General features: G+C 65.5%; 16 protein-coding genes. 10 read left to right on the forward strand and 6 right to left on the reverse strand.

The window, feature by feature from the left end; all coding sequences use genetic code 11:
• Nucleotides 1–2: 2 nt before the first annotated feature.
• Together ACT2BZ_RS22055 and ACT2BZ_RS22060 are read right to left on the reverse strand one after the other, a co-directional pair.
• Nucleotides 3–935: an AAA family ATPase gene (locus ACT2BZ_RS22055; protein ID WP_457937778.1), complete on the reverse strand. Its 933-nt coding sequence runs from the start codon at nt 933–935 to the stop codon at nt 3–5.
• 26 nt (nt 936–961) lie between these two features.
• A complete protein-coding gene (locus ACT2BZ_RS22060) occupies nt 962–1456 on the reverse strand; it encodes a flavin reductase (RefSeq protein WP_457937780.1) in 495 nt (164 codons plus the stop codon).
• Between the two features lie 177 nt (nt 1457–1633).
• Here ACT2BZ_RS22060 and ACT2BZ_RS22065 point away from each other — a divergent pair, with 177 nt between their 5' ends.
• The gene (locus ACT2BZ_RS22065) at nt 1634–2713 is read left to right on the forward strand and encodes a branched-chain amino acid ABC transporter substrate-binding protein (RefSeq protein WP_457937781.1); all 1080 of its coding nucleotides are present in this window, start codon (nt 1634–1636) and stop codon (nt 2711–2713) included.
• The gene (locus tag ACT2BZ_RS22070; RefSeq protein ID WP_457937782.1) at nt 2713–3720 is read left to right on the forward strand and encodes a P1 family peptidase; all 1008 of its coding nucleotides are present in this window, start codon (nt 2713–2715) and stop codon (nt 3718–3720) included. The genes ACT2BZ_RS22065 and ACT2BZ_RS22070 overlap by 1 nt, the downstream gene beginning before the upstream one ends.
• A gap of 12 nt (nt 3721–3732) precedes the next feature.
• Here the strand turns inward: ACT2BZ_RS22070 and ACT2BZ_RS22075 are convergent, their stop codons facing one another.
• Nucleotides 3733–3987: a DUF2171 domain-containing protein gene (locus tag ACT2BZ_RS22075; protein WP_457937784.1), complete on the reverse strand. Its 255-nt coding sequence runs from the start codon at nt 3985–3987 to the stop codon at nt 3733–3735.
• Nucleotides 3988–4118: 131 nt separating this feature from the next.
• Here ACT2BZ_RS22075 and ACT2BZ_RS22080 point away from each other — a divergent pair, with 131 nt between their 5' ends.
• The 3 genes from ACT2BZ_RS22080 (at nt 4119) to ACT2BZ_RS22090 (ending at nt 6269) form a co-directional block, all read left to right on the forward strand.
• Nucleotides 4119–4652 (forward strand): hypothetical protein, encoded by a 534-nt coding sequence (locus tag ACT2BZ_RS22080; protein WP_457937786.1) that lies wholly within the window; start codon nt 4119–4121, stop codon nt 4650–4652.
• Between the two features lie 61 nt (nt 4653–4713).
• A complete protein-coding gene (gene purB, locus ACT2BZ_RS22085) occupies nt 4714–6021 on the forward strand; it encodes an adenylosuccinate lyase (protein ID WP_457937787.1) in 1308 nt (435 codons plus the stop codon).
• 59 nt (nt 6022–6080) lie between these two features.
• Complete coding sequence (locus ACT2BZ_RS22090; protein ID WP_457937789.1) at nt 6081–6269, forward strand: hypothetical protein; 189 nt, start codon at nt 6081–6083, stop codon at nt 6267–6269.
• Between the two features lie 15 nt (nt 6270–6284).
• On the opposite strand, the gene ACT2BZ_RS22095 is transcribed toward ACT2BZ_RS22090, so the two are convergent.
• Complete coding sequence (locus ACT2BZ_RS22095) at nt 6285–7100, reverse strand: VOC family protein (RefSeq protein ID WP_457937791.1); 816 nt, start codon at nt 7098–7100, stop codon at nt 6285–6287.
• 159 nt (nt 7101–7259) lie between these two features.
• On the opposite strand from ACT2BZ_RS22095, the gene ACT2BZ_RS22100 reads away from it, so the two are divergent.
• A complete protein-coding gene (locus tag ACT2BZ_RS22100) occupies nt 7260–7814 on the forward strand; it encodes an RBBP9/YdeN family alpha/beta hydrolase (protein ID WP_457937792.1) in 555 nt (184 codons plus the stop codon).
• On the opposite strand, the gene ACT2BZ_RS22105 is transcribed toward ACT2BZ_RS22100, so the two are convergent.
• A complete protein-coding gene (locus ACT2BZ_RS22105) occupies nt 7815–8585 on the reverse strand; it encodes an HpcH/HpaI aldolase family protein (RefSeq protein ID WP_457937794.1) in 771 nt (256 codons plus the stop codon).
• A gap of 107 nt (nt 8586–8692) precedes the next feature.
• On the reverse strand, nt 8693–9013 hold the full coding sequence (locus tag ACT2BZ_RS22110; protein ID WP_457937795.1) for a DUF1476 domain-containing protein: 321 nt from the start codon (nt 9011–9013) through the stop codon (nt 8693–8695).
• Nucleotides 9014–9278: 265 nt separating this feature from the next.
• Here ACT2BZ_RS22110 and purC point away from each other — a divergent pair, with 265 nt between their 5' ends.
• The 4 genes from purC (at nt 9279) to ACT2BZ_RS22130 (ending at nt 11517) form a co-directional block, all read left to right on the forward strand.
• Nucleotides 9279–10073, forward strand: a complete 795-nt coding sequence (purC, locus tag ACT2BZ_RS22115) for a phosphoribosylaminoimidazolesuccinocarboxamide synthase (RefSeq protein ID WP_457937797.1) — start codon at nt 9279–9281, stop codon at nt 10071–10073.
• Between the two features lie 33 nt (nt 10074–10106).
• Nucleotides 10107–10349 carry a phosphoribosylformylglycinamidine synthase subunit PurS gene (gene purS, locus ACT2BZ_RS22120; protein WP_457937798.1) on the forward strand — a complete coding sequence of 81 codons (243 nt, stop codon included), beginning with the start codon at nt 10107–10109 and terminating at the stop codon, nt 10347–10349.
• 1 nt (nt 10350) lies between these two features.
• The gene (gene purQ, locus ACT2BZ_RS22125) at nt 10351–11037 is read left to right on the forward strand and encodes a phosphoribosylformylglycinamidine synthase subunit PurQ (RefSeq protein WP_457937799.1); all 687 of its coding nucleotides are present in this window, start codon (nt 10351–10353) and stop codon (nt 11035–11037) included.
• A 69-nt stretch (nt 11038–11106) separates the two neighbouring features.
• Nucleotides 11107–11517, forward strand: a complete 411-nt coding sequence (locus tag ACT2BZ_RS22130; protein ID WP_457937800.1) for a hypothetical protein — start codon at nt 11107–11109, stop codon at nt 11515–11517.
• Nucleotides 11518–11583: the final 66 nt, after the last annotated feature.

The raw sequence follows: 11583 nt of genomic DNA on the forward strand, positions 1-11583 counted from the left end.
CCCTACTCCGCCGCGGCCGAAAGCTCCGCCTGAACCTCCTTGAGGATGCGGCGGCCTTCGCCCTGCTCGATGCGCGCGATGTCGTCCTGGTATTTCAGCAGCACGCCGATCGTGTCCGAAACCGTTTCGGGGTCGAGCGCGACCTTGTCGAGCTCGGTCAGCGCGCTTGCCCAGTCGATGGTCTCGGCAACGCCGGGAACCTTGAACAGCTCGATCTCGCGCAGCTTCTGGATGAAGCGCACGACCTCGGCCGACAGGCGGCTGTTGGCCTGCGGCACCTTGCGCGAGACGATTTCGAGCTCGCGCGCGGCGTCGGGATAGTCGACCCAGTGGTAGAGGCAGCGGCGCTTCAGCGCATCGTGAATCTCGCGCGTACGGTTGGTGGTGATGATGACGATCGGCGGTTCCTTGGCCTTGATCGTGCCGAGCTCGGGCACCGTGACTTGGTAGTCGGAGAGAATCTCCAGCAGGAAGGCCTCGAAAGCCTCGTCGGTGCGGTCGAGTTCGTCGATCAGGAAGACGGGTGCCGCCCCCTCCTCGCCGGTCAGCGCGTCGAGCACCGGACGCCGGATCAGGTATTTTTCGGAAAAGACGTTCTTTTCCATGTCCTTGCGGTCGACGCCTCCGGTCGCCTCTTCCATCCGGATCTCGATCATCTGGGCGGCGTAGTTCCACTCGTAGACCGCCGAGGAGACATCGAGGCCTTCGTAGCACTGCAGCCGGATCAGCCGGCGCCCGAGCGCCTGCGCCAGAACCTTGGCGATCTCGGTCTTGCCGACGCCGGCCTCGCCCTCGAGGAACAGCGGGCGCTTCATGCGCAGCGCCAGGAACAGCACGGTCGCCAGCGAACGGTCGGCGACGTAATCGGCACCGGTCAAAAGCTCGAGCGTCTCGCCAATGGTCTGCGGCACCGCGCGCGGTTTCAGGTCGCTCATGAGGTCTCCGTGCTTCCGGCCGCGGCTCAGGAGATGCGGTAGTCGCGGTTGAAATAGATCAGGGGATGAAGGGTATCGCCGATGCGAATCCCTGTCACCTTGCCAAAAAGGACACGATGGGTGGCATGGTCCTTGGTGTCGATGATCTGGCAGTCGAACACTGCAAGCCCGCCGAGCAGGGTCGGCGCGCCGGTGGCAATCCTGTCCCATTCCGCGAGCGCGAAACGCTCCTCGGCCGGCAGGCCGGTCTGGCCCGAAAAGGCCTCGGCCAGCGCTTGCTGGTCGCTGGCAAGCGTGTTCAGCGCGAAATTGCCGTTCTGGACGAAGGCTTCGTTCTTGGCGTTCTCGCGGTTGAGGCAGACCAGGACGGTCGGCGGCGCGTCGGAAACCGAGCAGGCGGCGATGACCGTGGCGCCGCGCCTGCCGGCCGCGCCATCGGTCGTGATGACGTGGACGGCTCCGGCAAAGCGCGCCATCGCATCGCGGTATGTCTGCGGCCCGACTTCATTCTTCTTCAGCACAGAAAATTCCCATGTTCGACAATTCGTATATATGGCCCGAAGGCAGGCGCAACAAGCAAGGGCCAAGGCCGGACAGGCCTGAATTCGCATGTTGCGCTCTCCCGGGGCAGCCTTTACCTCTTTGACCGACATTGCCGCCGTCCGCCGGACCGGCCATTGGGGAACGAACGCCGCCGCATGCGAATTCCGATCCGAATACTGGTCACCCTTGCAGGAATGGTGTTGGCCGGACAGGCCGCCGCCGAGATTCGCATCGGCCTGGCGGCACCGCTGAGCGGCCCCTCCGCTCTGCTCGGCGAACAGATGCGCGCCGGCGCCGAAACCGCGGCTCAGGCGCTGAAGGACCCGGCCGTCACCCTCGAGATAGCCGACGATTCCTGCACCGCCGCCGGCGGTGCGCGGGCGGCGCGGCAATTCGTGGCGGCGCGCGTCCAGGCCGTCGTCGGCTTCCTGTGCGGCGAAGCGATCGAAGCAGCCCTGCCGATCCTCAAGGAGGCAGGCATTGCAACGATCGCCGTCGGCGTGCGCCTCGACAGCCTTACCGACCGCAAGGTCCGCACCGGCTGGAGCGTCTATCGGCTGGGCCCACGCGCCGACAGCGAGCGCGAGGCCGCCGGCAGGCTTCTGTCGCGGCTGTGGCAGAAGGACCTCTTCGCCATCGTAGACGATGGCACGATCTATGGCCGCGAGATTTCCGAAAGCGTGCGGCTTGCCGCCGAACAGGCCGGACTGAAACCGGTCTTCGTCGACACGTTCCGGCCCCAGGCCGACAACCAGATCGGCATGATCGGACGCCTGAAGCGCGCCGGTGCGACGCATGTCTTCGTCGGCGGCGATGCCGGCGACGTTGCCGTGATGGGACGTGACGCCGCCGAACTCGAGGCCGATCTGGTGATCGCCGCCGGCGAGACCCTGCGCGCCCTTCCAGGCGACGTGCCGCTTGCCGCCGGCACGCTGATGGTGGCGCCGCCCGAATGGCGCGAGACTGCCGACCCTGTGGCGTCAGCCGCCTTTGCCGAGGGCAACGTGCTGGTGCTGGGCTACGTGCTGCCGGCCTACGCGGCAGTCGAGGTTGCCCGGCAGGCAATCATGGAGTCCGGCACGCCCGACGCGGCGCTGTCGGAGGACCTGTCGAACCGCGAATTCTCCACCGCGCTCGGAGCCGTGAAGTTCGACGCCAAGGGCGACCTCGCGGAAAATCCCTACCGGCTGTTCCGCTTCGATGGCACCGGCTTCAAGCCAACAGTCTATCCCTGATGTTCAGGACCGGCCCGCGCAATCTCATAACCGACGTTGCGGGCCTGCGCGTCGGCAACGCTGCGGATGAGCGGCTGAAGTCAGGCGTCACCGCGATCATCTGCGACGAGCCGGCTGTTGCCGGTGCGCAGGTGCTGGGCGGCGCACCCGGCACACGCGAGACCGACCTGCTGGAACCGCACAATTCCGTCGAGACCGTCAATGCCGTGGTGCTGTCGGGTGGGTCGGCCTTCGGGCTGGATGCCGCATCGGGCGTACAGGCAGCGCTCCGCGAATCTGGCGTCGGCTTCGAGGTGCGCGGGCTGCGCATACCGGTCATCCCCGCGGCCATCCTGTTCGACCTCGTCAATGGCGGCGACAAGGGCTGGGCGCGCTACCCGCCCTACCGGGAACTCGGCTACGACGCCGCGAAGGTGGCAGCGACCGACTTCGCGCTTGGCACCGCCGGCGCCGGCGCCGGCGCGCTGACGGCCGGGCTGAAGGGCGGGCTGGGCTCGGCTTCGACGGTGCTCGACAGCGGCGTCACCATCGGCGCGCTGGCTGCGGTCAACGCGGTGGGATCCGTCACGGTCGGCCGCACGCGGCACTTCTGGGCCTCTCCCTTCGAGATCGGCGAAGAATTCGGCGGCCTCGACTACCCCTCGCCGATGCCGGACGACGTCCGACGCATATTGCTGAAATTCCGTGACAAGGCGGTTGGCGCCAACACCACGATCGCCGTCATCGCCACCGACGCCGTGCTCACCAAGGCTGCCGCCAAGCGGCTGGCGATGGCAGCCCATGACGGCTTTGCCCGCGCCATCTGGCCGACCCACACGCCGGCCGACGGCGACATCGTGTTTTCGCTGGCGACAGGACGCAGTGGAGTGGAAATGTCGGGTGACGAGGCGATCGACCTCTACGCCGCCGCCGGCGCGACAATGGCCCGGGCCATTGCGCGCGGCGTGTTTGCCGCGACGCCGGCGGAGGGCGACCTGTTTCCGGTGTGGTCCGCCCGCGCCGGTTGATCGACGCCGGCGTCAGGTCGGGTCGGATTTTTCTTCCTCGAAGCTCACCGCCACGTCGCTATTGGCCGACAGGCGGACCTTGTTTCCTTCGACCTCCGCGATCAGCGCGGCCGGAATGTAGTGGTGATGGCCCTTGTGGGAGCCCTCGCCGCTGTCCTTCTTGGTCAGCTTGATGCGGTCACCCTCGATGCCGTCGACCGTGCCGACATGAACCCCGTCAGCACCGATGACTTCCATATGTTCGCGGATCTTGCTGGTGTCGCTCATGCTCGTCTCCTTCGGTTGATGGCGGTCAACGGGCCGGCGGCCGATTGGATGCCTGCCCGCGATAAAACGCAACATTAAGACTCTGTTATGATACTGGGCCGAATTGGTCGCTCCCCAGTGCGGAAAGAATCATGAATGTCGGCGCTTGCCCGGCCGCGCCGCGCAGCATGCGGCTGGCACAGAGACTGAGGCAGGCGCTTCCGCCTGTCCTGCCGACGCTTGGCGGCGCGATCGGCTGGGGCATCGCCGCTGGTGTCTGCGCCCTGAGCGGGCTGATGCTCGACGACTGGCAGACACCGGCAAAGATCCGCGCCGTCTTCCTGCTCTTCGCGCTCGGCGGCTTCGTCGCCTTCCCCTTCGGCCTCTATCTCGCGCGACTGCTGGCGCAATGGCGCCAGACCGGCGAGACAGCCTTCGCCGCTGCCTTCGTCGCGCTGACACTGACGACGATAGCCGCGACCGCCGCGCTCTACGGCCTGCAATATAGGGAATATTACGCGCAGTGGCACGAGGACGCCTTCACCCGCATCTGGTTCCTGCAGTTCATCCACACGCTTGCGGCCGCCGCCTACCAGTTCGCCGTGCTTGGCGTGAGACTCTATTTCCCGCTCGGCTTCCTGGCTCTCCTTGCCGCCTCGCTGTGGTTTGCGCGCCGTCCGCGTTGAGGAATTGCGCCGGCTCTGTTAGGGAGCGGCGACATCAATTGCCGGACTGGAACCGCTCAACATGATCCCCCGCTATTCTCGCCCGGAAATGGTCGCCATCTGGTCGCCCGAAACGCGTTTCCGCATCTGGTTCGAGATCGAGGCGCATGCCTGCGACGCGCTGGCCGAACTCGGCGTGATCCCGAAGGACGCCGCGAAGACCATCTGGGAGAAAGGCGGCGCCGCCACCTTCGACGTCGAGCGCATCGACGAGATCGAGCGGGTCACCAAGCACGACGTCATCGCCTTCCTGACGCACCTGGCCGAATTCGTCGGACCCGACGCCCGCTTCATCCACCAGGGCATGACCTCGTCGGACGTACTCGACACCTGCCTCGCGGTGCAGCTGGCGCGGGCCAGCGACCTGCTGCTCGCCGACATCGACGCGCTGCTGGCCGCGCTGAAGAAGCGCGCGTTCGAGCACAAGGACACCGTCACCATCGGCCGCAGCCACGGCATCCATGCCGAGCCGACAACTTTCGGCATCAAGATGGCGCTGGCCTATGCCGAATTTTCGCGTGCTCGCGAACGGCTGGTCGCCGCGCGCAAGGACGTCGCCACCTGCGCCATTTCGGGTGCCGTCGGCACCTTCGCCAACATCGACCCCTTCGTCGAGGAGCATGTCGCCGAAAAGCTCGGGCTGACGCCGGAGCCAGTCTCCACGCAGGTTATCCCGCGCGACCGGCATGCCATGTTCTTCGCCACGCTCGGCGTCATCGCCTCATCCGTCGAGCGGCTGGCCACCGAGATTCGCCACCTGCAGCGCACCGAGGTGCTGGAGGTCGAGGAATATTTCTCGCCCGGCCAGAAGGGCTCGTCGGCCATGCCGCACAAGCGCAACCCGGTGCTGACCGAGAACCTGACGGGGCTCGCCCGGATGGTCCGCGCCTTCGCCACGCCGGCGATGGAGAATGTCGCGCTGTGGCACGAGCGCGACATCTCGCATTCCTCGGTCGAGCGAATGATCGGGCCGGACGCCACGGTGACGCTCGACTTCGCGCTGGCGCGGCTGACCGGCGTCATCGACAAGCTGCTCGTCTATCCCGACAACATGCTGAAGAACATGAGCAAGTTCCGCGGCCTGGTGCATTCGCAGCGCGTGCTTCTGGCGCTGACCCAGGCCGGTGTGTCGCGGGAGGACGCCTACCGGCTGGTCCAGCGCAACGCCATGAAGGTCTGGGAACAGGGCGCCGATTTCCTTGAGGAACTGCTTGCAGACCCGGAGGTCACCGCGGCGCTGCCTGAGGCAGAGATCCGCGAAAAATTCGACCTCGGCTATCACACCAAGCATGTCGACACGATCTTCCGGCGCGTCTTCGGCGAGGCCTGACGGAACTGCGAAGCCTATCCCGGCGTTGTGGCGCAGAATGTCATTCCGGGGTAGCGACGATGTCTGAAGATCACATGATTCCAGAGACTTCGGTCGAGGAACAAAGCAGCCGGGTAGGCTGGTTCGCGTCCGGCTTTCTCGTTGCGGCCGTGCTGATCGGCCTGCTGCTCTTCACCGACGGATTCTTCGGCGGCAACGGCACGGAGGCCATGGCTGACACCCCGGAAAAGATTATCGAAGCAAAATAGCCCCGTCGGTCTTCACTAGCCGGGCTTGCCCGGCACGGTCCTGATGACCGTGCCCCAAGGGTCGGAGCGTTCCGACGCCGCATTCGCCGCGGAGGAACGCATCTCCACCCAGCTCAACCCGCTGAGAGCGGGATCGCGGGGACCAGCACCCGCGCTGCTCCAGGAATTGGCACCGATGTGATGGTGATAGCCGCCTGAGCTCAGGAAGACCGCGCTCGGCCCGTACTTCGCCATCGTATCCAGCCCGAAGGCATCGCTCCACCAGGCTTCGGCCTCTGCCGGATTGCCGGCCCGCAGATGGACATGGCCGATGACCGTGTTTTCGGGAGCGCCCTGCCATCCTGCGTCGCCGGCGGGCACGGTGCCGACAACGTCGGGAATGTTCAGCCTCTCGGTCGCCATGGCGATCTGATTGCCGTTCATCTTCCAGGCCGCGCGCGGACGGTCGGCATAGATCTCGATCCCGTTGCCCTCGGGATCGCTGAGGTAGAGCGCCTCGCTGACCAGGTGGTCGGATGCGCCGTCGATGCCGATCCGGTTGGCGATGGCGAAATTGATCCAGCGGCCCAGATCGGCGCGCGACGGCAGCAGGAAGGCGGTGTGGAAGAGGCCGGCCGCCTTGGGATCGTCGGGCCTCGCCGCACTGTCCGCCTCGATCGCCAGCAGCGGCCGCTCGCGGGCGCCGAGCAGGATCGTCCCGCCGTCACGCGACAGTTCCTCCAGCCCGAGCACCGTTCGGTAGAACGCCGCCAGCCCCTCGGCATCGCGTGCCTTCAGACCGACGCGCGAGACGCTGATCGGCGTCGTCGCGGCAAATGGCAGTTCACTCATGGCATGCTCCGGCGCTGTTCCATCGGCTTCGCCGGATAGATCGCCCTTGGCGCCCGCGCGCACAAGTGCGCCAATGGCGAACACCGTGTTCAACGTTCGCGCGAACAAGGTCGCATGGCCCCGGTTGAACCTTGGAGGTGCGATGGCTAAATGCGCGGCATGAAAGTCAAAGACGCAGATATACTGATCGTGCCGGGCTACACCAATTCCGGCCCCGAACACTGGCAGACCCGCTGGCAGGAAAAGCTCTCGACCGCGCGCCGCGTCGAGCAGGCCGAGTGGTCGAAGCCCGTGCGCGAGGACTGGACGGCGGCGATGGCCGAGGCGGTCAACCGGGCCGAGAAGCCGGTCGTCGTGATTGCCCATTCGCTCGGCGTACCGACCTTCATCCAGGCGATCCCACAATTTACCAGGCCGGTCGTCGGCGCCTTCCTGGTGGCGCCGCCCGATGTCGCCAATCCGGAGATCCGGCCGCGTCACCTGATGACCTTCGGCCCCTACCCGCGCGATCCTCTGCCCTTTCCGTCGATGACGATCGGCAGCCGCAACGATCCCTATTGCCCGAGCGGCGTTGCAGAGGACATCGCCGCGGCGTGGGGATCGCTCTACCTCGACGCCGGCGAGGCCGGGCACATCAACGCCGATTCGGGCTTCGGACCTTGGCCCGAGGGCACGATGGCCTTTGCCAAGTTCATTTCAGGCCTGCAGGCCTGATCACTTCACCGTGGCGCGCGCCTGCCTGAGCAGGCTCTCCGCGCCGTGCTTGATGATGGCGTGCTCGGAGCCGAGCGCGAGCAACTGATAGCCCATCGAGACGAACCGGCCGCTGATTGCCGGGTCTACGACGTAGATCGCCGCGAACTTGCCGGCCTTGCGGGCGCGCGCAGCGACTTCGCCCACCGTGTGCATCATGTCCTCGAGCGACGGGTTGACCGTCTCGCCGCTGCTCCAGGCGATCGAAAAATCCGACGGCCCGAGGAAAATGCCATCGATTCCCGGCGTGTCCAGGATGCCGTCGAGTGCCTCGACCGCCGCGCGCGTCTCGACCATGGCAAAAGAAATGGTGTCGGCGTTGCTGTCCCTCAGCCACTCGGCATGCGAGGACTTTCCGTGGCGTGGAAAACCGTAGGTAGGTCCCCATGATCGTTCGCCGACCGGCGGATACTTCATCGAGGCGGCAAAGCGCTTGGCATCCTCCACCGAGTTCACCATCGGCGCGATGACCGCCTCTGCGCCGAAATCGAGCGCGCGGCTCGCCATGTCGAAGCGGCCGACGGGAACCCGCACCAGCGCTGCCTTGCCGGCACTCAGCACCGGCGCCAGGCTGCGCAGCACGCTGTCCTCGTTGTGTCCGCCGTGCTGCATGTCCAGCGTCACGGCGTCAAAGTCCTGGGCCGCCACGACCTCCACAGTGAGCGCGTCGGGAATGCCCGACCACGCCGTGTAGAGCGTCTCCCCAGCCGCCAGCCTAGAAACCAAGGACATGTCTTCCTCCCCCTCGTCGCCGCAATAATCGGCCGCAAAATACACGATAATGCAAAGAAAAACCGCCCGGAGGCCGGGCGGTCAGGACTTCTTGGGGCTGGCCGGCCTCAGCCGGCGTTGATCTGCTCGACCGCGACGACCATCAGCTCGTCCATCGTCTTGCGGATCTCCTGCTCGCTCTGGCCGACACCGGCGGCGTCGAGGTCGCCCTTGACCTTGCGCAGCACGTCATTGTCACCGGCCTCGACCATGTCGGAGGCGACCACTTCGCGCGCATAGGCTTCCGCATCGGCGCCCGACTTGCCGAGCTTTTCGGCCGCCCACATGCCGAGCAGCTTGTTGCGGCGCGCCGCAGCCTTAAACCGCGTTTCCTCGTCGAGGACGAACTTGCGTTCAAATCCCTGCTCGCGGTCTTTCATGTTGCTCATCGGTGGTCCTCCGGGTGGGTACGACTGTGTCGGACTGGATATGGTGGTTCAGCAGCACAAACCAAAACCCGACGCTGCGGTCAATACGCTCCCGACCTTAGCGCGCTGCGGCATTTCCGCAAGGAAACCGGTTGATCGTCGGTATTGCCGATTGAGGAATGGCGGCGATTGGGATAGACACCGGCGTTGAAACCTATCGTCACCGCATATATGTGTCGCGGGTGGCTATATGGTTGCCGCCCCGCCAGAAAATCCAGAGAATCAAATGAAAAATCGCCGCCGCATTTATGAAGGCAAGGCCAAGATACTCTATGAGGGGCCGGAACCGGGCACGCTGATCCAGTTCTTCAAGGACGATGCGACCGCCTTCAACAAGAAAAAGCATGACATCGTCGACGGCAAGGGCGTGCTCAACAACCGCATTTCCGAGCACATCTTCAACCATCTGAACCGGATGGGCATCCCGACCCACTTCATCCGCCGTCTCAACATGCGCGAGCAGCTGATCAAGGAAGTCGAGATCATCCCGCTCGAGGTGGTGGTTCGCAACGTCGCCGCCGGCTCGCTGTCGAAGCGGCTCGGTCTCGAGGAAGGCACAGTGCTGCCGCGCTCGATCATCGAATTCTATTACAAGGCAGACGCGCTCGACGACCCGATGGTGTCGGAAGAGCACATCACGGCCTTCGGCTGGGCGAGCCCGCAGGAGATCGACGACGTCATGGCGCTCGCCATCCGCGTCAACGACTTCCTCTCCGGCCTGTTCATGGGCGTCGGCATCCAGCTCGTCGACTTCAAGATCGAATGCGGCCGCCTCTACGAGGGCGACATGATGCGCATCGTGGTCGCCGACGAGATTTCGCCCGACTCCTGCCGTCTGTGGGACGTCGCCACCCAGGACAAGCTCGACAAGGACCGTTTCCGCCGTGACATGGGCGGTCTCGTCGAAGCCTACCAGGAAGTCGCCCGCCGCCTCGGCATTATGAACGAGAACGAGCCCGTGCGCCCCTCGGGCCCCGTGCTCGTGGCGTCGACGGACGGCGTCAAGGGCAAGCCGCACTGAGGCTTGCTCCAAACCGCAGCAAGGAAGACAGAGTTGATCAAGGCCCGCATCACCGTAACGCTCAAGAACGGCGTGCTCGACCCCCAGGGCAAGGCCATCGAACACGCGCTGACCGCCATGGAGTTCGGCGGTGTCGGCTCGGTTCGCCAGGGCAAGGTCTTCGACGTCGAGCTGGCGGAGAGCGACCGCGCCAAGGCCGAGGCCGACCTCAAGGCGATGTGCGACAAGCTGCTCGCCAATACCGTCATCGAGAACTACCAGGTGGAGATCGCCTGACGTGAAGTCCGCCGTCGTACTGCTTCCCGGCCTCAACCGCGACCGCGACATGATCGCGGCACTAACCAAGATCTCCGGCAAGGCGCCGGTCACGGTCTGGGAGACCGACACCGAGATTCCCGACGTCGACCTGATCGTCATCCCGGGCGGCTTCTCCTATGGCGACTACCTGCGCTGCGGCGCCATCGCGGCGCGCATGCCGGTGATGCGCGCGGTCGCCGAGAAGGCTGCAAAGGGCGTGCAGGTCATGGGCGTCTGCAACGGCTTCCAGATCCTGCTCGAAACCGGCCTGCTGCCCGGCGCGCTGATGCGCAACCAGTCGCTTAAATTCGTCTGCCGCGAGGTCAAGCTGCGCGTCGAAAACGCCAATACGAGTTTCACCCGCCAGTACCAGCCGGGCCAGGTCATCCGCACGCCGGTGGCCCATCACGACGGCAACTATTTCGCCGATCCGGACACGCTCGCCCGCCTCGAAGGCGAAGGTCAGGTGGTGTTCCGCTATGCCGAAGGCACCAATCCGAACGGTTCGATCAACGACATTGCCGGCATCGTCAGCGCCAAGGGCAATGTTCTCGGCCTGATGCCGCACCCCGAAAACCTTATCGAGGATGCGCATGGCGGTAGCGACGGCCGCGCCCTCTTTGTCGGTGCGCTCGGTCTGCCGTACACACAGCCGGCGCATGCCTGAGGCATCCGCCAAGGCCGCGTCGCCGGACAATACCAAAATCCAACTCCTGCCCGAATGGCGACCGTCAAGATGAACAAAACCGGGCTTTTCGTAGCGCTTGCGCTGGCCGCCTTCGGGCTCTCCGCCTGCCAGTCGGATGACAAGCCGGGTGCCTCGCACGGCTCTGGGAAAAGCGCCTCTCTGCGCGCCATGGAGCAGGTGACGATCGCCGCCCACAAGTGCTGGATTGCCAGCAAGGACCCGGCCTTCAAGGGCTACAGCCTGGCCAACGAACTGAATTCCTTCAGCGGCACGCCGCGCTTCCTGCTGGTGCCGAAGAACAATTACGGTGGTAAGCCGCTGCTGGTGGTGCAGGCGCGCGGCCATTCCAGCCGCGTCGAGGTATTCGGGCCGCTCATGGACGACACGCTCGGCTCGCGCATCGGCTCGGACCTGCGCCGCTGGCAGACCGGCGACGGCAGCTGCAGCGCCGCAGCCTGACGGAAGGCTGGTGCTGCAGGCCCGGCTCCTGCAGCCGAGCCAGGCCGTATTTGTTGTGCCGAGACG

This window comes from Mesorhizobium sp. 10J20-29, from assembly GCF_054130485.1.